The following is a 24528-nucleotide window of genomic DNA, read 5'->3' on the forward strand; positions in this document are numbered from 1 at the left end:
AGCCTGACTTCCAATGACATGCGGCACAACTCATAGATGCGAAAGGATGGGACTTTCAGCTACTGTCTCCAGGGTTGCCCAATCCCGCGGCTGGGAGAAAAGCGGGAAGAGACGCAGTTTTTTCCAGCAGTCGATTCAGCTTCCGAGAAATCTTGATCAAAAGACAAGCAGCTGGTTTGCCTTTGACAGAAAGAAGGCTGGGGCGGATAGTCTGGAGGCGACGCAAGAGCCTGGGAACATGCTTGAAAACGCCACGCTTGCTCCACTCGGCGACCAAACGAGCCGTCATCCAGTACGCCGGGAAGCGTCTGCAAAAGGCCTGATTTGCCTCACAGAGGTTCTTATAGTGAGCCAGGACCTTCTTGGCAGAGTACTCGGTGGGAAGAAGATTCGTTTCCAACAAATACCTGTCATCGGTGGCTTCTTCCTTTGCGCTCTCCTCCTCGTGAAGCTTCCACCAGAATCGAACTTTTCGGTCGATTCCGTATCGGATGTACTTGTGCGCCTTGCAACGCTCCAACATCCGGCCAACCCGGCTATCCAAGCAAAACGCATCCTCGCCCTTACGGGCGTTTCGTTTGAATTCCTCCAGCAAAAGCTTCGTCTTGCCGATTCGAGCCTCCTGTCTCTCCAGATACCGTTTAGCCAGCCACTCTCTTTCCGCAATGATGTACCAAAGGCCGTCTTTCTCCACATCCATCCTTTTTGTCCGGTCCCACAGCTCCGGCTGCCGATCCAAAGACAACTTGTCCATTAGCTCCTGGAATTGAGCCCAAGTCGCTCGGGCCACGGATCCCCGCTCCATTCCCATCAACACCTCGAGACTCAACAAGCTTCGGGTACCGCAGTCAAAAACAAAGACCGCCTTGGCAATCCCTAAACGTCGCCACAAGGTGACCAGAAGCTTGGGGATCGTCGTCGAATCGGACCGGTTGTCTCGGTGAACCTCCACATGGACCGCGATTCCCTCAGCATCGGTAGCCATCGACAAAATTACCGTTGGCTGCTCTTCCTGGTAATCTCGACTATAGCCATAGCGAGCCAACCTATTCGGATCCTCTCCATCAAAATAGGTGCTTGAAAGATCGTATAGCACCAGACGCACCCTGCCGTGAGAGGCTCTCCGAAAAAGCTCATGCTCAATCCGGCTCCAAACCCCAGCAGAGCCCATCCACTCCCGGTAGAAACCCTCTTCTTCGAATCCTTCGCTCTTCTCTAATGAGCAGGCCTGCTCCAGAAGTGTCCCCCAAGCCTCCTCCTTCAAGAAAAGCTTTGAACAGAGAAAGAGAATTCTGCCAAAGATCAGAGCCTGCAAATGCTTCGTCTTGTTCGGATCCTTCACTGAGGCTAAGACGTCCTCGAGGCCCCACCAATCCCAAGTCTCCCGCAATACCGCAAGATCTCTGAAGTTCGACTGTTCCTCAAGTCTCAGATCTTCGATTTCGGAGATCCTCTTTCTATGCAAGTCCAAACGCATCAGCTCTTGGATCTCTTCGGATAATGCAGCGACATTGTAGATTGTCTGGGCACGAAGTCCTTTCTTGTTCCGATACGATTCTTGGATAAAGTAACTCTTATAGTCCTTACTCCTTTGCTGGGATTTGACTTCCCGCAGGCACATTACGCATTCTTTTTCCCATATCCCATTGCTTTTTGTCAACACATTAATGCATATGTTACCTCCTACATGACTATTGTAAATCATTGGTAAATTGTACTGTCAGCAAGAAGTGCTGAAATCAGGCTAGCTCCCGGGTCACAGATGATTGCGAACTGATTTTTGTAAGAGGTTCTGGTGAGAGCATTGACATTTTTTAAGAACTTCAATCGAGGCTTGATGATTGGAGGGCTTTTGAGCTAGGTGATTGTTGTAGAGCCAGATGTAGCGGTGGATAGGGGCTCTAAGTCCAAGGAATGCTCGATGTGGTGAGTTCGGAGAAGCTGGTTGAATCTGCCTTTGAAGCGTTCAACTATGCCATTAACCGGTATGTAAGGAATGGTGCCTTGTCTGTCCAACTGTGTTTTCCAAAGAATAGTGTTATGGTGTGATCATCTGGGAAATGAGGCCCTGGAAGCATCAAGGGTAAGCATGACATCGATGGGCCTTGGACTGAGAGCCAAAACTCTTTATATAGCCGCCACTTGCGACTTCCCCGGATGTGCCGCGAGCGCGGATCAGTAAATGGCATGTTGCCCTACGGTTCCCATTGGGAAGAAGCAGATGAAGGGAGGCAAGTATGCGGATTATTGGTTTGTACATCCACCGGTCCTTTGCGAAGGCTATCGATTAGAAGGATGAAAACTTCTTCGACTTGGCCGCGTCGACATGAGACGTCCATGCTTGTAAGCATTTGTCATAACTCTATCGTTGGAGGATATCCTAGTTGTAGATGTGACCGGTAACACTGCGGTGGAGGCGGTCGTGAACAGCTCTCATGTAAAACGCGTGATCGTCATCTACCACATGCAGGTGCACTTGATTACCCATGTCAAGATTAAGATAGACACGATTGACTCTGGGGTGATCTCTTAGCTTTACACGAGAAGCTTCCTTGCAGAACTATGGATTCGAGACGAAGCGACGCAAGCCCTGCACAGACAGGGAAATAGCCGCAAACAGATCGTTCGTCAGCGATCGCGATTGAAGAGCACCATTCAATCGATCAAGCAAGCACACCTCATTCCCGCTTGTCCTGCTGCCGACCTATGCGTCATAAGGAGAGAACCTGGTTGTAGCTGCATGTCTTGTTGACGGATGATGGTCCTCGTCTTCTCCCTTCTCACACCCATTGGGAGAGCGGGAGCTTCCGGGGATCTCAAAAGCTCGAAAGCTACCTCTGGCTGTACTCGAGCGTTCGACATTGGGGCCAGATCCCGTCTATCACGGCTGGATTACAAAGCGAAACCGGAGACATGCGAGCAATATGCTGGTCGAGGATGTCTGGGTAGGGCCAGAAATCTTCCTAATCAAGATCCGCAGCATCGAGATTAAGGCAGGATAACCAGCAAGAAGAGGCCGGAAAGGAGTCGTCCATGCCTATAATCCCCAAATTTGCCAGGAAGCGGAATGCCAGTTCGCAGAGAAAGTCTCAATCATCTTTCGGCTTCATCCATTATTCCGACTATGAGTTACCAAAATATTGTGACGAGCCCCCAGTTCCTGGGTCTCAATTGCCTTTCGGCTTCATCCATTATTCCGACAATCTTCCCTCATTTTTACCTCCTTTATCTTTATTGTAGTCTCAATTGCCTTTCGGCTTCATCCATTATTCCGACCAGGAAGCATTGAAGAAGTCTATTGGGGTTGAGTTTTGTCTCAATTGCCTTTCGGCTTCATCCATTATTCCGACACATTTTATATGTATTCCCCTTGCCTGAAGCTTCTTGGTGTCTCAATTGCCTTTCGGCTTCATCCATTATTCCGACATGTTAACAGACTGGGAAATTAAGATGATTCGAGACATTGTCTCAATTGCCTTTCGGCTTCATCCATTATTCCGACTTGGGATGAGGATATGAAGAGATACTACCTCACTCCTGAAGTCTCAATTGCCTTTCGGCTTCATCCATTATTCCGACAGTCAACTACTCTGACGAGGAAGTGATAGTGTATGGTCTGTCTCAATTGCCTTTCGGCTTCATCCATTATTCCGACAGAAGTCATGCTTATCGGGCCAGAAATGCTCGCTGGTATGTCTCAATTGCCTTTCGGCTTCATCCATTATTCCGACCTTTAGGGTTCAATCCCCTAGAGCCAAGAAGTTTATCTGTCTCAATTGCCTTTCGGCTTCATCCATTATTCCGACGAGTATCCGGAATATAGCAGGTCGAAATATTTGGTTTTGTCTCAATTGCCTTTCGGCTTCATCCATTATTCCGACAGACCACAATTGGGAGTCTTTGTTGAAAGAATTAATCGAGTCTCAATTGCCTTTCGGCTTCATCCATTATTCCGACCATATCTTCCCTTAGGGGAGGATATGTATTGGCATTTATTTGTCTCAATTGCCTTTCGGCTTCATCCATTATTCCGACTTCTTCGCCAGTGGTCGAATTTTGACCCTGTAACAAAGGAAAGTCTCAATTGCCTTTCGGCTTCATCCATTATTCCGACTACCAGAGGGTAAGCCAGAGTTCCAAAACTGGAATGAGTTGTCTCAATTGCCTTTCGGCTTCATCCATTATTCCGACTACAGCAGGAAGTTTCTCCTGCTGTACCAAACATTTAAGTCTCAATTGCCTTTCGGCTTCATCCATTATTCCGACTAATGGCTTATATTCGACTATTAAAGGAAGAGAAGGTGTCTCAATTGCCTTTCGGCTTCATCCATTATTCCGACGGAAAAACTTATGGAAGTGGCCAGAAGATGAGAAAGTCTCAATTGCCTTTCGGCTTCATCCATTATTCCGACGGGAACACAAAATCCCCATGAAATATTATCATAACAACATGTCTCAATTGCCTTTCGGCTTCATCCATTATTCCGACGAGTGAGTGAGAAGAATAAAGGCAAACTTGAAAAGGAATGTCTCAATTGCCTTTCGGCTTCATCCATTATTCCGACAAGGGAGGATATATGACGAAAAGAGACTGGGACTTGAGTCTCAATTGCCTTTCGGCTTCATCCATTATTCCGACTTAACGCTATGTATCGTGAATGGGGAGCTTTAGATGAGGGTCTCAATTGCCTTTCGGCTTCATCCATTATTCCGACGAGAAGCGGTTCAAGTTAGAAGGTGAAGGTGAAATAGCAGGTCTCAATTGCCTTTCGGCTTCATCCATTATTCCGACGACTTTATCAGGAAAAAGTCTTCACCCTCAGGGCTTGGTCTCAATTGCCTTTCGGCTTCATCCATTATTCCGACTATCTATCGAAAATTGGATGGGATTTACTTTGAACTTGTCTCAATTGCCTTTCGGCTTCATCCATTATTCCGACCTTAAGCGGGGAAAACGGTCAGCAATCAAGATTAGAAGGTCTCAATTGCCTTTCGGCTTCATCCATTATTCCGACAAGTATTATTTCAATAACATATCATATGAGATCATGGGCAGTCTCAATTGCCTTTCGGCTTCATCCATTATTCCGACAAGAAGAAGTTACTCTGAAGTATGAGTGGGATAAATTGTCTCAATTGCCTTTCGGCTTCATCCATTATTCCGACAGAGCTCATATGCTAACAAAAGGTGGGGTGATTTACGGGGTCTCAATTGCCTTTCGGCTTCATCCATTATTCCGACTTAAAGGAAGGCTTCATCAACTGAAAGCCGAAAAAGAAGTCTCAATTGCCTTTCGGCTTCATCCATTATTCCGACTGCGGTCTTCTAACATCTTGATTATCAAAAAATAAAAAACCTCATAGGCATTGATTCCAATTTTATGTTGGTACAGTTTATGCTTTATATTAGCCCAAAAACACAGAAAGTTTAATAAGTCATTTATATTCAATAATATAACTTTAGGTATTGGCATGGCTATTTTTTAGTGGTTTGGTGTTAATACCTAAAAAACCATTTTTGCATTTTTAAACACAAAAAAACTACCGTCATTCTTTATGCAAGTAGAAGATACAAGCTAGGTAAATATAAAAATTTCTTCCAATTTGCAATAGAGTTTATACCAAAAAGCAGATTACTTTTTCAGAACACACCATTGTTCCAGCAGTTCTAATCTCCTTTGCTAGTCTAGCATCTATTTTATAGGCGACAATCCTGTCTTCTTTAGGATCAATTTCCGCAAGCAGCTTTTGCCACAATTCTTCTAGTTCTGATTCTTCAAGATAACATTCGAAAACGCTAAACTGGACTCTTATTCCAAAATCTTCACAGATTTTGGCTATTTTATGTAGCCTTCGGTCATCACACACATCGTAAGCTATAACAGTAAGCATCTTATTATCTCCAGGAGGTTTTTTTTCTCTAGGTGCAGGTGCAAAAGCTTCATACCACCAATATGATGGATCTTCGTTCATTTTTTCTGTAGTTTTTTCCATTGTAGTTAATTCATTAAAAATGGTTCAAACTTGCTTGGATCTTCCAAAGCAGCTTTAAAAGAGCAAACACATCCTTCTAGTTGTGCTCTTAGAGTCGTTCTGGAGCCAGAAAATTCAGATTGAAACTGTCTTTCAAGTCTTGTTTCATATTGCGCAAGAAATTTTTTTCTTCCCAATTCGTTTAAATAACAGCCTCCATTTTTCTTTTCGAAATGTTCTTTATTGAGGATCTTATGGCTGAAAAGATCTAGTGCTAATGCTTCTACAATTACCGGTCTAAATGGCTCAATGAGATCTAAGGCAAGAGACCATCTTTCATTTTCTGGAGCATGCAAAAATCCTAAAGCTGGATCAAGACCATGAAGATGAATAAGAGCAGTCATTTCATTATAAAGAAGTGTTGCCCCGAATGAAATGCAGGCATTAACAGGATTGAGAGGAGGACGATTTGATCGACGTTCGAAAGGAAATTCTTGTGGTAGAAATGTCGCCCAACATTGGAAGTAACGTGCTGTAGAGGCTCCTTCATAGCCTCTAATTTCGTCTACGGTTGCTGCTGAAGCTACTTTAAAAAGAAGATGGTTAAGCCACTCGATATCGTTTTCATTATTAATTTTTCTATTTGAACTGAGTCTTTGAAGAGAGCGTCTTTGATTATAGATTTTGGCCTTAACTAACTGCTTTGAATAAGCAAGGACAGATTTAGGATCTAGACAATTCTGGTATTGTTTTAGCCTCCATAGTCCGTGGGAATTGGGAGGGGGAAAGAATCCTCCTAAGATTTGTCCATTAAAGCCTATAAAAGAAATAGGAATGTTTCTTAATAATAGTTCGCAAAGGGCAGGAGTAGTTATTGAGACGGTTTGGTCTAAAACAAGCCGTTCTAGTTCTCTTAGAGGAATTTCTCTGATAAGTTCTTCAGTGCCATTTTCTTTGTTATAACTAACGACTTGAAGTCTTTCGGAACAAAGTGAAACTTTAGCATAGGTTTGCAGGATATAGGCTGAAGGCATAACAATTCATTTTTTGGGAAATATAAAATTATGACTTTTTATTCTAAAAGTAAAAAGACGTACCTAGACGTCAGAGCTATATGAGAAAGAAGGAAAAAACTGTAGGTAAGGGGAGTAATCTATTGATTTTAAGAATTGTCTTTCATTTTGATGGAATTGGAAAGGCCAACTCCACTTCTAAGTGGAAATATGAGATCAACAAATTTATTTAACCCACGGTCGTTTAATTTCTTCCGTAGGTTACTTAAACATTTTTTGGAATCATCTTCATCAAAGTTAGAGTGTTCCGGAAATAAATGACTTAATTGCTGGTTTTTTTTCTTCCATTCTACTGCAAACACTTTGAAAGGTTTATCAACTTCTTTATGACAACCCAATGGCGGAAGATTTTTTTCCAAACGATCCCAAAGAAAAGCAAAGAATAAAAGCTCTTTCCCTTTCAACTTAATTTTCTTCTCATTAACGATCATTTCCCCAGTTTGCGAATCAAAGCCTACTTGAGGATAAAGCTCTTTTATTTCTTTTGAATACTGCCAGACAAGATCTGTAAACCGCCCCGGAAGTCTTCCAAATTCTTTAGGGAAAAGCTCTCTGAATTTTACAAAAGGAATATCTGCTAACTCAATTTTTGCGTCTTTGGCATAGACTATATTTCCTGTAATTGTTTTTAGGATCTGTTCTTTTTGTTGTGGAAAATAAAATTTAGGTTGTAATCTTGGATCATCATAAGGTTCGTTTACTAATACATGAGTTATCCTATCTCCTTTTCTGCCTAGCATAGAAACAGCACTATAAAGGAGGATGCCCATTGTTTTTCTACCTCCTGCTACGGAGGCAATAAGCTGAGTGTCAGGATTTTCTGTAATTTTCCGAACTTCCTCTAGAATATAATCTGCTGTTTCCTCATTGTCTTTAATGTTCCGGATATCCTCTAATTCTAAGCATTTGCCTTGATCCAAGAAAGGTGAAACAATTACCTTAATTTCCCTTAGAATGTGAGAATCCTTCGGGATATTTTTTTCTTTAATTAACCAATTTCTAAATTCTTCCCAAAGACATTTTCCTCTTGGCTCTAAAAGCTCTTTCTCGATCACTTTCTTTCCAATAGCTGTAGTAACAATGTCAATATATTTTGGATAAATAGGTGGATTTTCTTCTGCCAGTGCCCACAACGTTTCCGTAATAACGGCTGGGGATATCCCAATGACAGCGAGCAGAATGATCTCTTTGTTTTGATTCATTTCAGCTAATCAAAGACTGGATTTTCTTTATTAGTTCTTCGGGTAAAACAACCTCCTCAGGATTGATTCCTCTTTCCAGTTTCCCTAGTTTGACGGTAAGGATAGGGGAAGAAGAAATAACTGTGGATATGTTTTCTTGAACGCTTTGAATTTGCGCAAGTAAATTCAGGCCTAGTATCTGAGTAGCTCCTCTCCACTCTGCAGCCAGAAGATCATCTCTGGAAACAATAAGCGCTGAATTACAGAGGCCTAAAATTTGATGGTTAAATCGATCAATCTTTCCCCCACAATCAACGAAAAGAAGTCTTTTTGTCTTGGAAATTTCCTTAATATGCTGACAAATATTATCGACAAAAGACTGATTCCATTGATTCTTGAAACGCAGGGTCTTACTGTATGGATAAGCTTCATGAAACCAGTTGCCTTCTCCATCTGGACAGGCCCTAATGGTGTATGTTTTTTCCTGATAAAAGGAAATAGGCAGGATTCTTTTTAATGATTCTTGAAGGAGCATGAGAAAGACGGATTTGCCGCTGTGAGGGGGGCCAACAAGTGCAATGATGAGAGTAGAAGGAGGAGAAGAGGTCTTTGATTGGGCTGTAGACTGTACCGTATCTTGAAGTAGATTCTGATTGGATTCCACATGAGGCTGGATAACTTCTATTGGAATCACATAGCCCAGCTGAGGGGCCTCTATATGATGCGCTTCAATGATGATCCCTCCCATTCGTGGATCAAAGATAGCTATCCAGCGGCATGGATGGAATTGATGGACAAAAAATCCATAAATCCATATAGGGGCACGACCATACAAAATGACACCTTTTGCATAGTTAACTTTGGGCAGTTCTATGTTTTTCAAAATGGAAGCTTCTAGTATTCCATTGCCCGTAATACTTATTTTTAGAATTTGAAAATCAGGAGTGTCTATAATTTTTAATTTAAGATTATTCATGGTTCTGGAGGAGTTCTTCGATAGAATCAAGGGCTTTTTCTACCTGATTTTTTAATTCATTTGCCAATATTTCTTTTTTTCTTCCCATGCCGCAGTGCGCGAGATCATTTCTTACTTGTATTATTCGACTCCAAGCTTCTATAAGTTTTGGATCAAGGGAAGAAAGCTTGTTTTTGATATTTTCTTTGTCTTCTCTTGATTGAAGAGAATCTTCTGGGCGATTATTACGGATTTTGTGTCCCAAGTTATTAAGTATATTTTCAACCTCTTTTCTTTTTTCAGGATCATTCGAGTCATCTTGGATCACTTCGCATACATAACTTATGATCCATTCTCTAAGAAGGGTTGCACATTGCATAACATAACCGTGTTGAAGATATTTCTTAGCAAGCTCAATTTGACCATGAAGGCCATCGAAAGCTGTTGCTTTATATGTTTCTTTGACCTCGTCAATTACTAAGTCAAGTGGTTTAGCCCATTTATTAATCTCTTCTCGTAATTCTTGATTCTTCAGTATATCTTCAACTCTTTTACATATTTTTGGTATTTCTAAAACTCGACTGAGATTTAAAGCTAAAGAGAGATCTTTCAATGACGATCCAAGATTTTTGAGATGCGTTGGTTTTTTTTCCTCTTTATCTTTTTCTTGATACAGCTCGTTTTGGATCTTATTTAACAATTTGGCGAATTCAGAAGAATCTCCAAGGTCAATGAATCTTTTACTTGCTCCAAGCCATTCAATTAGATCAAGAAATATAGAAAGATCAAACACAGGAGTTATATCATTTTTATTTGCTTCATAAGCTCCATAAAATATTCCTTTAATATTCACTTCTTTGACTTGTCTAAGATAGACTATGGTACTAAGGGCTATTAAAGGTAAAGATCTATAACCATGGGTTATGTCTATGATAAGCTCAGATTGTTTGGGAATCATTTTAGCAATCGATTCAAAAATATCCCAAAGCTCTTGTTCTTCTTTTCCCTCTGGAATACAAATGATTTCGTATTTGAAGTTCTTAGCTTTAAATTCTTCTTTAAGCTCTTTCCAATTATCCCCATTTTCTATTTTCTTCGTAAGAGCCATAAATATGGTCTTAGGATGCTTTTCTAAAGCTAATGCTAGCGGGAAAAATTTTGTTTCATGATGTCTCCTTTGAGAAAAGGAATACTTAGTACTTCTATAATTTCCTGTACCAAGGAAAGACAGCTGAAGAAGATTCATGTTGTAATAAAGGTTGATAAGTGTGGATCTTTTTTAGTTTTTCCTAAAAATCATCATAAAGGGGGTTTTGTTTTATTTGGATAGGATCTTATGAAAATAACCAATGCGTATTGTTCTAAGTACAAAGAAAGGTGGGAACGCAGAAGAATTGGTGATGGGTGTCGAACTAATGTATCCCTGTTGGGTGTGATACTTTGACTTTGTTTCTTCCACCAATTCCATAAAGTTGATAGAATTGGATTTGGTTTAGCCTCAGAAAAGTTTGTGTTTTGTTTTTGCATTATATGAATATTGTCTTTTTTCTTAAAAAAATTGAGAGCCCTCTTCTATAGCTAAAGAAGAGGATACTGTGGTAAAAGTCATAGCACCAAACTCCTTGCTGGATTTAGCTCCAAGAGCTCTTAAATGAATCCAGATATTAATTAAAGTGTGCATGTTACTTAGCGCATCATTTAGGGAACTAAAAGGAGAAGGTGCACCTTTCCATCTTACCTGTAATTTAAACTTGGAGTCTTGTTCGATGGCTTGCCTATTTTTGGGCTTGCCTGCTCCAAGATTCTCCTTGGACTTTCTTTTGCTTCTATGCACTGAGAGGGCTTTTATGATTGGTTTTGAAGCTAAAGAACTGCTTACTGCTGAACCAAAGATATTGCTTTCTAGTTTGCAAGCGTCTTCACTTAGACAATTAAACCCTCCAAGCAACCTTAGCCACCAGCGAAGCTGCCCACGAATAAATGGCACTCTTACTTCAGCTTTTCTAGAAAGTTCTGCTTTCTTTCGCATAGCAGTCAGTAATGAATTCGATCAGATAGGTTTTAGAAATCATGGCAGGCGTTCCTTTCTATTCTTAGCAATCTCTTTAAGTTTTTGAGAGATGTTCGCCCACTTTTTTCTAACTTCTTTTTTTGGACTTTGTTGAGCAGCCTTGTTAATTTCTTCCCAGACTCCGGGTTTATGCTTTTTTATGCATAGGTAGAAAACTAGCTGCTGATTTGCATCACTTTTAAGGAAATCGTTGATTAGTTTGTCTTTAAATTGTTGATCATTTTTTTCAGAATGAAGCTTAAAAGCTTCTTTTTCTTCTGGACTCATCCCTTTTGTTGCTTCTTCAAATTTCTGCTGTTTTTTCTCCTTTTCTATTTTTCTTCTTTCTTCTTCTTCTTCCTTTTTTCTTTTTTCCTCTTGTTCCTTTTGTCTTATTTCCTCTTCTTTTCTTATCTTCTCTAGCTTTTCTTCAACCTTATTTGTGCAATCCTTAAACCACCCGTAACCCGCAGCTGTTTTTGCTCCAATACCAAAGGATTCCAATCCATTTTTGAGCCATTCTAGAGCAAAATCTTTTACTTTTCCATTAGCCCGCCTCGTAGAAGGATGGATACAGAAACAAAAGATAAGATAAGGACTAACAGCTGGGAAAAAGACCGGAATAGGATCTTCTTTGTCCCATGCATCCTCCCAGCCTGTTTCATGAGAATAATATTTTTGATGATGACATGTAATAACGTCAAGTTCCAGTTCATTTCCCACTAGCTTTTTTTCTTCTGTAGGATAGAAATTTTCTGGAATGGGATAAGCAGGCAAGAAGCGAATAGTGCCAGCATAATTGGGAACAGTTTTAATGAGTTGGTTTCGGAGTTTATCATCTGTCTTAGTAGGAATGGACATGGCTTCTAATACAAGCCCTGCCGCTTGATCAACAACATCATCAACAAGGGGGGGGGTATTAGAACAGCCATAATAAAAATCAGAATTATTCTCGTTTTTCCAGTCCAATTCAGACCAGCCAAACACAAGAGCAATTTGACTTAAAAGCTGTATTTTCTCATGCTCAGAAGCCTCTAAAAGCTTTTCTATAGCCATTCTCCTGGCACAGCCTTTGGCTGCACTACCAGGGATATACGGAATTCCAAAACGGTCTAGACATAACCCAGCGTTTTCAAGGACTCCACCAGCCATGTTAACCATCATTCGAGATTGTAATTGGGCAAAGAGTAAGCTTGCATCTTTGAGTTTGCTATAAAGACTATTCCAGATTGATTGAAGCCTGTATTTTGTTATGTTCGGATTTTTTATATTAATTGCTGTAGAAAATTGAGCTTTTCGTTCATCCTTTTTAATTCTTGGATCGATGTATTTTTCAAGAAGAAGGGAGCGTGATTCAATAGATATTGTATTCAGCACGCTTTCTACATCATTAATGAGCAATAACTTATCTTTCTTAGCTACATTATCATTCATAGACATCCCCTAGGAAGAAGACGATTTTTTCTCCGAAAACCGCTTCAGATAGGCAAGATACTTGAGGGTTTCATAAGTAGCCTGCTGAAGGTCTAATGAAGAACCCTTGGTTATTAGTTGGTGGAGCATTTCTTTAGCTGCATTGTTATTCTCTTTGATATCTTTTAGAATATTTCGTTTGCTAAGGTATTCAGCGACTGCGTCCATAGCAATTTTAAGAGGCTCTCTTTCAGGTTTTTCTTCACAAACAAAAGCAAGCGTGGCTAACAATCCATTAGAAACAATAAGTCCTGGAAGCCGATTGACAGATTCTTTCTTAAGTCCTTCTGCTTTTTTTAAAGCATGTTTAGCCCGAAGAATTTCCAGATTATCCATTATTGCTTTCTCCTTCTTTGTGGGTTGTTTTGGTTAAATAGGTAGTGCAATATCCAAGGCCAGTACCTGCATCAGCTCCAAACTGGAAAAGATAATTTTTTTCTTTAATTTTTTTTTCAAGAACTTCAATAGGTTTGAAAGAATTCTCATTTCTTGATGGTCCTTTCCGAACTATGCTGTAGAAAGCTGTTTCAGATGGAACATTTTCCTGATTAAATAAAGCCCCACTTTCTGCCGTACCCGTCTTGTCATTTATTTTTACATGTTGTGCTATTTCACATGCTGACTGCGTAAAAAAGCTCATCATGCTGTCACTCACAATAACGAGTCGATTTCCTATTTCCTTCCAAATAGGATCAATAGAAACAAGATCAACAGGAAGCTGATTTACAAACGCTTTGATTATTTCTTCGGAGTCCTCTTGGGTTTTTTCAAAGATATATTCTTCAAGAATTACTTTTTCTTTTCCTCCTTCGTTAATGCAGAGACAGCTTTCTTTTTTAAACAAAGCCTTATTGTCACTAAGTTGAATGGAATCTAGAATTGTCTGTCCGGTATCCCGACAGTAACGTTTCAGTATCAGCGGACAAGTGATCCAACCAAAACAGCCTTTTGGGGATCGAATAGGAAATAGGAGAAGTTTTGCTTCCGAAAATTGAAGCATCCCTCCTTTTTCCTCTGTTCCAAAAAGATCTTTTCCTTCAGTATTTCTTTGATAAATGTGTTCCTTAATCTCAGCATCATTGCTTTGATAAGTGTTTTCATTAATCTCAATCCATTCATCAGCAAATACGCCTTTTAAAGCACTTCCTGGAATAATAGGAAATGCTGTATGCCGTTCTCTAATGATGGGTAAGTCAATGGCTCCGACTGATCCACCAGAGCCAACGTGGAGAGAAGTACGAGTAAAAAGATAAATTATTGCGCTTTCACTGGTTGCCATTGCTTTATCTCCTGCTTTTATTTTTTTTCAAGACTAATATCATGAAGATTTTTAAAATGTCTTTCATAAGGATGTCCGTGGACATTCCTCTTTTTTTTCATGTAAACTCAAAGTAATCCCAAGTGCCACAAAGCCCTAAACCAAAGCCTTTTTCCCCATAATAATCCGATCGGCATCTTTCATGGAGGGCTTGAAACAGAGATTTTGTATCCTCTTCTTTTTCTGTCTCAAAATAGTAGACAGAGCCTGGAGGAACGGCCAATAAGGTGGGTCTAGGTCCTTTCTCTAAAACTTCCCAACCTCCAATTATAATTGGTTTACCAATGCGCGCTGCGACAAGAGTTGCCTTAATAGGCGGGGCTTCGTCTTTTGAAGGATCATATTTCCATTCACGATCGCTTCTGCGCTGCTTTCGGAACACCCGCCTCTTTTCTTTGTCAATAGCGCGCAAAAGCACATTTTCTTTTTGTTTTTGAGGATCGATCCAACCAGGAAGCCATCCTTGACTAAAGATCGCTGGACTAAGAAGAACCCATTTAAGTCGCGTTGTCTTTAGATCATTGACATCAAGGGAAGGGAAGAGGAGTGGTTCTTTGACCTTTTCTACTTTAAAGAATCGATCTTCGCCACCTACAGTAATTGTTTCTTGATTGAGACATTCGATAGGGCTCTCATCTGGATTCTGAAGTTTATAGAAGGGCGGATCATTGATAGAAAAACACAATCTTATGCCTTCTCTAAGTCTTAAATGTTCAGCAGCAAAAAGTTTACTTTCTTCGACAGTTTGAGTTTCTGGATTAATTCCAATCCCAATTCTATATTCTGAGTCCCAAAGCTCTTTGTCCCCGCTGCATTCACTAGAATTTATCTCATTTAATTTGTCTTCTAAGTAGTATTTATAAAACTCAGAAGAGACGAAGGATGGCGGTCTTACTTTAGAAGGTGGATCTTGAGAAACAACAGGGTATCGAAGCGGATTGGGTAAATTGGACTTACATTCAGATAAATTAAACATTTCTGTTTGCTTTAGAGGTCTTAATAGCTTTGAGGGTTTTAATGACCTGTTGTTTTCTTGATGAATGCACCAAGAGATGTCTAAAGGGGTAGGGAAAAAAAGCCTGTGTTCCTTTCGATCCACTGGGAAAGGACCTTTGATATGCAGCCAATTGTAAGCCTCTGTTCCTATTTTGCCTTGAGATTTGCCTCTTCGTTCGTAGCCATTCTTTTTTTCTGTGGGGGTTAAACCCGAGAGGGAAAGCAAAGCAGAACGTATAGCCGAATGGATTGTCAACGGTAGAGGCCACCGAGCTCCTCGACCATAACTACTCCCAGCAGCCAGAGGTTTGCTATCACGGAAAAAGCAGGTGTCAAAAGGAATAAGATCAAAAGTTGTCATCCAATGGCTCCTTTCGTTTTGAAGAATGCGAAGGTGATAAGTGGACCAAGAAAATCGTGGAGTTTTGTACAATGGTCTAAGTAGTTAGATAAGACTTTAATAAGTATTTCTTTGCCTTTGGAATCATTGGTTTTTTCCTCTTTGACTGAAAAATGTTGATCCACTGCGAAACGGATGTCGTTTTTAATAATTTCCTTTACTTGCTCATTAAGCTCATCATTTCCATACTGAAAATAGCAAGAAACAAGTTCAGCGATTCTGTAGGGGAGTTTTCCAGAAATTCGATTATTTTCATAGAGTTCTTGGAGCTCATTGAGGATTTCTAGAGGAAAAGAGGTTTCTTTTTCTTCTTCTTTAGAATGGTTCCATTTAGATCCCCATTGGGCAATCTCTCCCGAACGTTTAAATAGATTAACAACAAAAGCTGACTTGCCATATCCAGAAGATTTGGCAATTTCTAAGGCATTTTTGGCTTCTTCAACTAAATTTTGTAAAGGGCTATGAATATGCCCAATGGCAATTCCTGCAGAAATATCTGCATTCTTGCCCATGAGAAGAAGAGGATAGCCTTGAGGAAGAAACTTATCGACTGATTCACACTTCCACATTTCTTTCCATCCTTCCCATTTCCCATCAATACTAACGAAACCCCACTGGTGCGGTGGGGCTTTAAGTGCTCCATAAAAACTCTCTGAGAGAGTGGGATCACCGCGAAAAGCTTTTCTTAAAACATAGGCACATTGTAATGCCTTTTCAGCTGGGAGCATGGCCAGAATATCATCCCCTCCAGAATAAATAAGCTGGCCATAATGTTGGTGGACGATGGATGGGGCAAGATAGAGAGAGAAATTGGCTAGGGCGCTGCTTAATTCTATATGATAACTAGGAAACAAGGGCCTTTTGGTTTTTAGAATTTGTTGAAGCTCTAAGAGTTGTTGATTATTAAAGTATTCCTTAGCTTCTTTGGAAAGCTGAGTATGAAAACAAGGAGATTTCTCTCCGCTTAGCCATTTACCCATAGAATCCCCATCCATAGCTAAAATGGCTATGTAAGGAGTAGGCTCAGAATTTAATCTTTTTTGAAGTGTTTTAAGATGTCGGAGTGCATTTTCTGAATTTTCACGTTTTCTTGAAGTTGGATTTTTATCTTTATATCTATCTTCTTTATATTCCTCTTTAAGACGTCTAAGTTCAGAGGTGAAACAGAAAGAGGGATATTCTTTAAGGAATTCTTCCGGGCTCTGAAATTTTTTCTCATCTATTTTTATTTCTTCTATTTCACCGTTTTCATAGGCCTTCTGAAGTGATTGAACAAAATCATTACAATATTTGTTAATATCATGATCTTTATCTAATTGTTTTAGAAGAACTTCTTTAACCCAGGAATTAGCAGCAACATCTGGGACAGATTCAAATATTTTAGGCTTGAAAGATAAATTGGCATTTTTGTAAGTCTTTTTTAAATAAGCTTCATCCCAAATTCTTTTAATAATATTGATGGCTCCTAACCTTTCACCTTCCTTAAACGTGTGCTTGATCTTATCATGCAAGCTCTTTTGCCAGTTTTCATCCCCAATACACTCCTCTTTGCCTGAATACATGTCCTTAGGCACTCCAAAACGGCTTCGAAATTCGTTGGAATTGGGATCTCCAAAAAATTTGAAATCACGAATGTTTCTTCGACCTTCATGAAGGAAATCAGTCATTGCATAATGAGCTGACCAACAGAATCCAATATTCTCAATGATAGGATGACCTTCATTGTCATACTTATAATTACGAGGATCTCTGTCTTCCTTGGGAATATTAAGCGCACATTGATATACATCGTCTAGATCTTTAGCAGAATCGCTAGCAGGAAGTTGCTTAAACAAAGCAATTGCTTTGTTAACATCTTTTTCCCATGGATAGACCTGCCAAGAAATGAAAAGAAAATCTTCGATTTGGTCATTCCATCTTTTTTGAATGTTATCATTCCATTCGATGCCTTTTTCCTTTGTTAAATACTCAACACAATATTTGCTAATTTCTTCTAGCTTATTTTGTAGTTCTTTTTCAATGGATTGTGAAAGAACTTCTGCTTTGTCATCAGGGATAAGAGCAAGGAAGCGATTAGGAAAGTTAGGAGTTAAAATAAGTCCAAGAGGATAGTCAAATTCAGTGTCCCAGAGAGATTTATTGTCTTTTGTTTTGATCTTGTTATAAAGTTCATCCATGTGCAACCAATCAAAGAGTGGTTGGCCGTAGAGTGCTGGAAATATTACAGCATCAGGACCTAAACGATCCGTCAGTGCCTTTATTGCATGAGCAATTAAATAGGAAAGGAGATAGCTACCACTCCATAGGTCTTTTGTTTTTCTGGCTTGAGCAATGAATTCTTGGACTGGGCCAATTTGGAAAAGTAGAAATGCTGGATTAATTTTGGTGTCAGCCTCATCGATTTTTTCCACACATCCTTGTAGAGCACTGGTAATTGAACAATGAGTCCAGATAGTGTGATCAGGGATTCTGGTATCTGCAGGCATAAATGCCAAGCTTGGATGTTTCTCTGAGATAAATTTTTTCCATAGTCGCCAATGAAGAAAAAAATTTGCCCATTCTTTACCAATTCTTTTCTCAAAACCATTAAAGTCTTTGTCATCTATTCCATTGAGATCATATATCGGCTGAACTTTAATGACATCGTCTTCAGCTATCTCAGGATTAATAGGGTTTTGAAAGATGAGTTTTCCTCCACCAAGAGTGTGATAGTAAGGTGAATCTTCATTTCCTTTAAAATCAGCATGTAATACCCTTGGTTTAGGAAAGATCAATCGATCTGCCGATGCAGCAATATGATCAGTAATCTTATCAAATAAAACTCTTGCTTCTACGTATTCATACCCAGCATGCTGGATAATCTCTTTAGAAATTTCTTCATGTTCCTGGATCTTAAAAGGTTTGGTTGGAGGATCATGAACAAAAGCAAAAAATTTAGATTTCCAAAAGTTCATGGTGGTAGTTTAGAAAGAAATAACGATTGAGAAAAGTGTAGAGACGTCTTTGGACGTCCCAAGAAAAATAATGCAAACCCAATTGCATATTAATGTGCTAGCTTTTAAACTTAAATTAAAAAATTAGCAATATTTTTTTTGGTATATCAAATTAAAAATAAAGATGGCTTGCCTATGAGTATTAAAGAAACTTAAAGAAACTTAATCTTTTAGGCTATGGGAAAAAAGGTCCTCGCCATCTTCTTTACATATAGTTTTTGATCGAGCCTTTTTGTCTGGAATCAATAGAGCCAATGACAATCATCTGGATTTGACGTGGTAATTTTGAGAAGCCTTGAAAAATAGAGGTTCTAAGGGTCTCTAGATATGAATTTTTTCCAAAGTAAATGTCGCTCTTTTCTGTTAGGGTTCTATTGTTAAATAGAAAGGTTATACCCGTGGAAGTTTTAGTCCTCTCCTATATCCCATCAATTATTGGCTTTTGGTTTAGAGTTAACCAGCCTATTTCCGAAAGATAGCCCGAAGGCTCTTTATTAATTAAGAAAGGGTATTGTTATACTTTTTGTTTTATTTGCCAAGTCCAGTAGATTTTGCAGCAAATGAAACTAAGAGCTGATAAAGTAGCTTAGAAGTATAACCAAAAGGGATGCGGCGGCTATAACTTAATTGTCTATGAGTAGTGGAGATAGAGCGTAGGAATATGATTGAGAAGGAGCGGGAGGGATAATCTAAAGAAAATTGCAAGAAGACTGATTGTACAGCATGATATCTCAGCTTCCAGAAGAGTAAAAAAGCTGATCATTAAATTGAGAATACAGAACTTTACCTTTAGAATCTCAATGATCACTAGTTTATTTATCTAACTTGAGATCCATAGAATGGGTCACGACTCTTTGCTAGAGAAGTTAATAGCTTTACGTTACTGAAAACATGGATGCCTAGGCTGGAGGCTTGCAAAAAAAGTAGGAGAAGCTCATATTTTCCCAGGAGTCGATTCAGCCCCAGAGGGATCTTGGGACAAAGACAAACGACTGGTTCGTCATTGACAGAGAGAAAGGCTCAATCAGATCGACTGGAGGCATCCCTCTACCTTGGGAACGTCTTCGAAAACGTCCGAGCTTGCTCCATTTGGTGGCTAAGAGAGTCGTCATTTCATAGGTCAGGAAGCAGATCAGAGGAAAAAGCCGGAGAACGGGTTCGACAAAAGAGCCGGGGAGAAGCGAGAGAGGTTGAACGTGTCGTTCGGAGCATTTGGGGCAATGGTCGGAGACAAAGCGGAAGAGGTTTGTATCGGATAGCTGGAAGAGCAGGCAAGGACGTTGATACCAAGTCTGAGAGACCACTGGTGCGGCGGTATTGTGAAAAAGACCCTGGGTGAGCTGTGGAATGAGTGAGTCAGCTGGGCCTTCTGCTATCGGGAGGAAAACTCGCCGTTTTGAGCTTCTTGATTGGGTCTTGACGAAATGGATGAAGAACCACGGCTTGGCCTTTTTGAGTCAGAAGGTCGTTGTATACGGAAAGGAATGGACGGGAAGCAATCAAAGCGTGGAGCGGGAAGCTCTGGTAGGATGGAGAATCTGCTAAAAGGCTGGAAGTCTGCGAGCCGATGAGACTACAATAAAACTTTTCTCCGTGATGCGCAAAACTCTATTCCCAGAGCCGTCAGGCTTGGATGGAGTAGTTCATGGAATGCAAACTTGTGTGGATTGAAAGAATGCAATAATCCACAAGAAGCAGCCCTAAGATAAGGTATTATTGCGTTGAGAATACTTACTAACACAGCAAATGAGGTTTGTTACTCCACCTCTCACCTTTCCTCAAGGATTTAAGGCGAATTTAATGCAATATGAAAAAAAAAAGTTTTAAGAAGGCTCATTAAAGAGAGCAAGGTTGGTTGGAGTGAGTAGGTTTTTTTGTATTTTGTGAATCAGCTCTGTTCGAAGCTGATGGGGGAGAAAAGCTATCTGACAAGCGTGGTTTAAGAGTTTGAGGATATCGAGCCGACGGATCCCAGGACAAAGCTCAGCCAAAAATAAGAGATTATCCGTTAAGCTGCCCTTACTAATACCAATGTTATCAGTGTTGACCGTAACATAGACGCCCCGATTTAGGTATTCTTTTAATGGATATGTGTTCTTGTTGTTTTCCATGGGCTTAAATCCATGGATTTGATAATTGGCTAATGGACACATTTCGATTCCAATATGTCGGTCAATAACAGTGTTCAGCAGATCTTGAGATTTCAAAAGATGAAGTGCATGCCCGATCCTTCTGGCATGGAGTCGAAAAATTGCTTGCCATATTCCCTCAACGTCATCGATTTCACCAGCGTGGGCTGTAACAGCAAGTCCGCAGCGGTGAACAGGGACAAAATCTTCTGCAAAGTAAGAAGCACGAGTTTTGGGGCTTTCAAGGCCAGCTAGGTCCACTCCGACCACGCCACAATAACTTTCTTTTGGTGGAAAATGTTGCGCAGCTGTAACGGCAAGGGATAAATGACGACTAATATCCGAAAGATCTCCTTTATCCTTGCGAGTGACAATGATGATGAGATTAACATGACAGTAAGTGTCAGCACCTTGATTCTCATTCATGCATTGCTGGAAATGATCGCGAATTTCGCAAAGAACAGTCCAAGCAGATCTTCCTTTGGAGATATTAGTGTAATTGTTAGGAGAAGTTCGAATTTCTGCATACACAACACGGTCTTTTTGAAGAGCTTGGTATAAAAGTCTGCATTGTTCTTTAAGACACCCAGGGTCCTTAAGAAGATCGGTTCCTGTAGCCCTACCTAATTCCATGTATGTTTCAAGGCCAATAGGCTTAGCTGGCCGAGGCCAGCCCTCAGGTAAAGGTGGCTCTAAAAGATGAGGCAGTGAGGAGGGAGCTTCTGCGCTTGAGCGAACCTGCGCTAGCAACTCTCCATGTGTGGCAAAGCCGCCCAAATGACAGTGCAGTTCTACCTTTGGAAGCTTTTCGATCCATTCTTTGTCTCTTTTAGGATCCAAGGGCTCATTCAACCAATCGAGTTCTTTGGGAGTCCAACGGGCTAAAACTGGAAAAGGTAGCTCTGAAAGCCGGCCCCAATTGTAATGGATCCGGAGAGAATAGTCTTGAACTTCGTTAATTTTTTCCTGTAATTTTCGGTCAGCCACTGTAGCGAGATATAATCGAGGTTTTCTCTCAATCTCGTTCAGTGGAAATTCTTCGAATGACAGCTTTTTTAGTTGTGTCCATCCCTTTTCATTGCCCAGGGAAACAAACTTAATTTTGTTAGTCTTTAAGGCTTCTTTGACTTCTTCCATAGAGGAGGGGAAAGGTTCCTCTGCTAAAACATCAAAGACATATTTAGCTCCAAATAAAGAAGCCCCTTTAAGGAGAGCCGCGCTCATCGTCTTTCGCCCACTGGCTATACACACATAGACAGTGGCTCTTTGTATATGCTTAAGAAACCACCGATAGAGGACCTCTTGAAAAAGAAAATAATCCTCCTGACTGCAAATATCTGCGCATTCATCGACTTGGGTAAATGTATAGATGAGGCCAGGAAAATGGATTTTTAGGCACTGCTCAATATTTTGAAAGCATTCTTCAGCTTCTGGATTACAGGTAGTAAGTAAGTGAACTTCATCAAGCTTTTGGTGGTAGTGATTAACGAAGTAAAGCGCCTCTACAGCAATGAGCCAGGTTTTGCTAAGGGTACTGCCAAGCGTACATAAAAGCACATTTTTTTGAGGAGAAGAATCCATGAATTATCCTCAAAGAGAGCCCCAAGGAAAGACTGCTAGTCGTGATCCGTCCGATTTCATTTGTTCATAAAGCTTTAGGGAAACTTTTCGCTCCTCTCCGTTTAGGTAAACAGGTTGGCTTTCGTCCCACTTGTATGGTTCAAGAAAGATAACTACTCCATAAAACTTGGAATCAGTAGGCAATACTCGATAGGGTCTTAGAAGTACAGGAGAGGCGAAACGGCCTGCTCCTTTTTGTGCATGCTGATGATCCCTATCAGGGAACCATTCAACTTTTTCGGATGGGTAAAAACTTGTAAAATTTTGGATGATTGGAAGGCCTAAGGCCGGACGAAAAGTTTCCCCTTCGGATCCTTCAATAGGGAATGTTTGGCTGCCTGAACTGGGACTTTTCCTTAATACCTTAAGTCCTTCGTCATGATCTCTACGAGCGTAAGGAAATCCAGGTTTTTCCATTTCCTTTTGAATTTTTTCAAAAGGCACCTTCTTCCATTGGTTTGTTTTTTTATCCCAATACCGGCAAGTTTGACCATGAGCCCTCCAGGATTTAAGCCACTCCAAAAGGTCGTGATGGGCTATAGAGACGTTATCATATTCCTTGGGATGATTATCTTTCGAGAGGACCCTTATCCAATTTTTAAAATCTTTTCCTCGTTGAAAATAATCGAGCGCTTTTGAGAGGGAAAGCAGACAATCCCCTCCATGAGTCTCTAAGCTCACTGCACCAAATCCTCGTCGGCTCCGGAACCCTAGGCTTCCAAAATGTCCCCAGACCGTAAAAAGTGCTTCTATTCCTTCCACTAACTGTGGAATTTTTGTGTCTTCATGGATTAAAACCTGTGCTTTCCAAGCAGTCTCTAGAGGAGGAAACCAAGCTCTAGAAGAATTGCGTAGAGGAAAAAGGGCATAAGGATATTCATTACTCAAGCTTTCAAGATCTTCTTGTTGAAGCGGCTTATTCAATGTCCATCCGTGCATATCCACGGCACTCTTTTCATGAGGAAGGATTCGAAGAATGAAGCGGCTAGCCCCTGCACCATTTTGAGAAGCAGAGCCAAAAATGTATTCTTCCTGCTTTCTGACGTCCATGTGTGAGCAAGAGAAGCCTTTTAGCAAGCGGAACCAAAACCGCAAGGATCCGCGCAGGGAAGGAGGACGAAGTTCTGCATGGACGTTTAAGTCCTGGGTGGGAGCTTTTCTGCCTGAAGCATCCTCTTGGGGATTAGCTCCTCCAATAAAAGCAGGGGTTAAAAAGCGGAAGGAAAAGGTAAGTTCTTTCATAATGACCTTTTTATTATATGGATCTAAGAATAAAGCTTTTTTCACAAGTACTCAATAATGCTTTTTACAGAATCCTTTCTATCATACAAGCTACCTAAAGGTGGTTTCATTTTGCTTGTAAAGCTGTTTCCAACACTACTATTAGCTCTTCTAAGTAAAAGAGGCTGGACATTAAGAAGGAAAGAAAGAATGGAAAGTAAAGGAAATAGTATTTTCATAACAAGCAACTTATAGGGAAATAGCATTTAAAAAAGAGTTAAGATGTACTCAGACGTCCTTTTTGTGGAATTTATCAAACTCTTTTTTCTAGCTAATAAATGAGTAAATCCAGTTTGTATAGCTCTGAATATCAGTGTATAACAGTAGGCCAAAATATGTCCTTAAACCATAGGCTCTAATATTCTAGCTTAGGCTGAAGTGAATCTAGGCATATAAGCTGCTTACTGATGCGTTGCACCTTGCTCATTCTGGACAGTTGTACTTTTTACGAAACATTTTGGCTTTGCTAAAAAAGTTTTTTGTACTGTCTTTGCTTCCTTGTGATTATGATCGGAGATCCATTCAATCCTCTTCCATATGTTCATAACTACCCATTATATATTCAGCAGCACCAAAGCATACCATTTCAAGAGGACTTTTAGTCCATGTTTTCAAAAAAAGAGTGAAGAATAGTTATTGCTATTGCGAGGCCCGCCTAATCATGAATAGGTATGGCAAACCTATATTCGCCGAAGAAGCTTGGCGCGCTGATAGGTCGGAGTATAAACAGGTAGTAGCGATAGGCGGCGAGAAGGAGGCTACTCGCCTAATGGGCTCTAAACCACCTGGCGATACTACTCCCACGAGAACTATCTGTGGAAGGATCAGCTAATATATGACGAGAGCGCTGCACAAGAGCATCTAGTGCTGGGCAGAAGGAGAATCAATGGAAAGCTCTGGCAAGGTTTTGCCTGGCTCAAGAAGGTAAAACGGTGGATGAAAGGCTGGGAGATTGAAAGCAGCGGACTAAACTACAAGAGAAAGAATTTCTTCCGTTTGATGGAGCTGGGTGACCCATAAAAGATCTCCGAAAATGTGGTCACCCATAAAAACTGGCTGGTTCGGTTCGTTTTCGAATGGTTCGAG

Annotated in this window: 15 protein-coding genes and 1 CRISPR repeat array; of the genes, 1 reads left to right on the forward strand and 14 read right to left on the reverse strand. The window is 40.4% G+C overall.

Features of this window, described 5'->3' with window-relative positions; genetic code table 11:
• Nucleotides 1-55: 55 nt before the first annotated feature.
• The 12 genes from QOL44_RS01895 to cas10 form a co-directional block, all read right to left on the reverse strand.
• Nucleotides 56-1705, reverse strand: a complete 1650-nt coding sequence (locus QOL44_RS01895) for an IS1634 family transposase (protein ID WP_009060306.1) — start codon at nt 1703-1705, stop codon at nt 56-58.
• A gap of 1381 nt (nt 1706-3086) precedes the next feature.
• A CRISPR array of direct repeats spans nt 3087-5317; the repeat unit is 37 nt; unit sequence GTCTCAATTGCCTTTCGGCTTCATCCATTATTCCGAC.
• Between the two features lie 299 nt (nt 5318-5616).
• A complete protein-coding gene (cas2, locus tag QOL44_RS01900; RefSeq protein ID WP_009060292.1) occupies nt 5617-5994 on the reverse strand; it encodes a CRISPR-associated endonuclease Cas2 in 378 nt (125 codons plus the stop codon).
• A gap of 5 nt (nt 5995-5999) precedes the next feature.
• On the reverse strand, nt 6000-7007 hold the full coding sequence (cas1, locus tag QOL44_RS01905) for a CRISPR-associated endonuclease Cas1 (protein ID WP_009060290.1): 1008 nt from the start codon (nt 7005-7007) through the stop codon (nt 6000-6002).
• A gap of 128 nt (nt 7008-7135) precedes the next feature.
• A complete protein-coding gene (csm6, locus tag QOL44_RS01910) occupies nt 7136-8248 on the reverse strand; it encodes a CRISPR-associated ring nuclease Csm6 (protein ID WP_009060288.1) in 1113 nt (370 codons plus the stop codon).
• Nucleotide 8249: 1 nt separating this feature from the next.
• Complete coding sequence (gene crn3 / locus QOL44_RS01915) at nt 8250-9203, reverse strand: CRISPR-associated ring nuclease Crn3/Csx3 (protein ID WP_009060287.1); 954 nt, start codon at nt 9201-9203, stop codon at nt 8250-8252.
• Nucleotides 9196-10428 carry a TIGR02221 family CRISPR-associated protein gene (gene csx2 / locus QOL44_RS01920; RefSeq protein WP_009060285.1) on the reverse strand — a complete coding sequence of 411 codons (1233 nt, stop codon included), beginning with the start codon at nt 10426-10428 and terminating at the stop codon, nt 9196-9198. The genes crn3 and csx2 overlap by 8 nt, the downstream gene beginning before the upstream one ends.
• Nucleotides 10429-10731: 303 nt before the next feature.
• Nucleotides 10732-11211, reverse strand: a complete 480-nt coding sequence (gene cmr1 / locus QOL44_RS01925; RefSeq protein ID WP_009060283.1) for a type III-B CRISPR module RAMP protein Cmr1 — start codon at nt 11209-11211, stop codon at nt 10732-10734.
• A gap of 39 nt (nt 11212-11250) precedes the next feature.
• Entirely contained in the window at nt 11251-12666 is a 1416-nt protein-coding gene (gene cmr6 / locus QOL44_RS01930) for a type III-B CRISPR module RAMP protein Cmr6 (RefSeq protein ID WP_009060282.1), read from the reverse strand.
• Nucleotides 12667-12675: 9 nt separating this feature from the next.
• The gene (cmr5, locus tag QOL44_RS01935) at nt 12676-13041 is read right to left on the reverse strand and encodes a type III-B CRISPR module-associated protein Cmr5 (protein WP_009060280.1); all 366 of its coding nucleotides are present in this window, start codon (nt 13039-13041) and stop codon (nt 12676-12678) included.
• Complete coding sequence (cmr4, locus tag QOL44_RS01940) at nt 13034-13984, reverse strand: type III-B CRISPR module RAMP protein Cmr4 (RefSeq protein WP_009060278.1); 951 nt, start codon at nt 13982-13984, stop codon at nt 13034-13036. The genes cmr5 and cmr4 overlap by 8 nt, the downstream gene beginning before the upstream one ends.
• Before the next feature lie 97 nt (nt 13985-14081).
• Nucleotides 14082-15380 (reverse strand): type III-B CRISPR module-associated protein Cmr3, encoded by a 1299-nt coding sequence (gene cmr3 / locus QOL44_RS01945; RefSeq protein WP_009060276.1) that lies wholly within the window; start codon nt 15378-15380, stop codon nt 14082-14084.
• Entirely contained in the window at nt 15377-18373 is a 2997-nt protein-coding gene (cas10, locus tag QOL44_RS01950; protein WP_009060274.1) for a type III-B CRISPR-associated protein Cas10/Cmr2, read from the reverse strand. The genes cmr3 and cas10 overlap by 4 nt, the downstream gene beginning before the upstream one ends.
• Nucleotides 18374-19759: 1386 nt before the next feature.
• Between cas10 and QOL44_RS01955 the strand changes: the two genes are divergently transcribed.
• Nucleotides 19760-19957 (forward strand): hypothetical protein, encoded by a 198-nt coding sequence (locus QOL44_RS01955; protein ID WP_045086743.1) that lies wholly within the window; start codon nt 19760-19762, stop codon nt 19955-19957.
• Nucleotides 19958-20235: 278 nt separating this feature from the next.
• Here QOL44_RS01955 and QOL44_RS01960 read toward each other — a convergent pair whose 3' ends face one another.
• A complete protein-coding gene (locus QOL44_RS01960; protein ID WP_009060269.1) occupies nt 20236-22122 on the reverse strand; it encodes a CRISPR-associated ring nuclease in 1887 nt (628 codons plus the stop codon).
• Between the two features lie 9 nt (nt 22123-22131).
• Nucleotides 22132-23403, reverse strand: coding sequence for a type III-B CRISPR module RAMP protein Cmr1 (gene cmr1, locus QOL44_RS01965; RefSeq protein WP_009060268.1), 1272 nt, complete (start codon nt 23401-23403; stop codon nt 22132-22134).
• Nucleotides 23404-24528 lie beyond the last annotated feature (1125 nt).

It is taken from the genome of Candidatus Methylacidiphilum fumarolicum (assembly GCF_949774925.1).
In the GTDB taxonomy this organism is placed as follows: domain Bacteria; phylum Verrucomicrobiota; class Verrucomicrobiia; order Methylacidiphilales; family Methylacidiphilaceae; genus Methylacidiphilum; species Methylacidiphilum fumarolicum.

What these genes read in the sequence shown, in the direction of transcription:
- csx2 (WP_009060285.1), bottom strand. Translation starts at nt 10,428, where the DNA reads ATGAATCTTCTTCAGCTGTCTTTCCTTGGTACAGGAAATTATAGAAGT.
- cmr4 (WP_009060278.1), bottom strand. Translation starts at nt 13,984, where the DNA reads ATGGCAACCAGTGAAAGCGCAATAATTTATCTTTTTACTCGTACTTCT.
- QOL44_RS01955 (WP_045086743.1), top strand. Translation starts at nt 19,760, where the DNA reads ATGAGTGAGTCAGCTGGGCCTTCTGCTATCGGGAGGAAAACTCGCCGT.
- QOL44_RS01895 (WP_009060306.1), bottom strand. Translation starts at nt 1,705, where the DNA reads ATGATTTACAATAGTCATGTAGGAGGTAACATATGCATTAATGTGTTG.
- cas10 (WP_009060274.1), bottom strand. Translation starts at nt 18,373, where the DNA reads ATGAACTTTTGGAAATCTAAATTTTTTGCTTTTGTTCATGATCCTCCA.
- cmr6 (WP_009060282.1), bottom strand. Translation starts at nt 12,666, where the DNA reads ATGAATGATAATGTAGCTAAGAAAGATAAGTTATTGCTCATTAATGAT.
- cmr1 (WP_009060283.1), bottom strand. Translation starts at nt 11,211, where the DNA reads ATGCGAAAGAAAGCAGAACTTTCTAGAAAAGCTGAAGTAAGAGTGCCA.
- cmr5 (WP_009060280.1), bottom strand. Translation starts at nt 13,041, where the DNA reads ATGGATAATCTGGAAATTCTTCGGGCTAAACATGCTTTAAAAAAAGCA.
- crn3 (WP_009060287.1), bottom strand. Translation starts at nt 9,203, where the DNA reads ATGAATAATCTTAAATTAAAAATTATAGACACTCCTGATTTTCAAATT.
- cas2 (WP_009060292.1), bottom strand. Translation starts at nt 5,994, where the DNA reads ATGGAAAAAACTACAGAAAAAATGAACGAAGATCCATCATATTGGTGG.
- cas1 (WP_009060290.1), bottom strand. Translation starts at nt 7,007, where the DNA reads ATGCCTTCAGCCTATATCCTGCAAACCTATGCTAAAGTTTCACTTTGT.
- csm6 (WP_009060288.1), bottom strand. Translation starts at nt 8,248, where the DNA reads ATGAATCAAAACAAAGAGATCATTCTGCTCGCTGTCATTGGGATATCC.
- cmr1 (WP_009060268.1), bottom strand. Translation starts at nt 23,403, where the DNA reads ATGAAAGAACTTACCTTTTCCTTCCGCTTTTTAACCCCTGCTTTTATT.
- QOL44_RS01960 (WP_009060269.1), bottom strand. Translation starts at nt 22,122, where the DNA reads ATGGATTCTTCTCCTCAAAAAAATGTGCTTTTATGTACGCTTGGCAGT.
- cmr3 (WP_009060276.1), bottom strand. Translation starts at nt 15,380, where the DNA reads ATGACAACTTTTGATCTTATTCCTTTTGACACCTGCTTTTTCCGTGAT.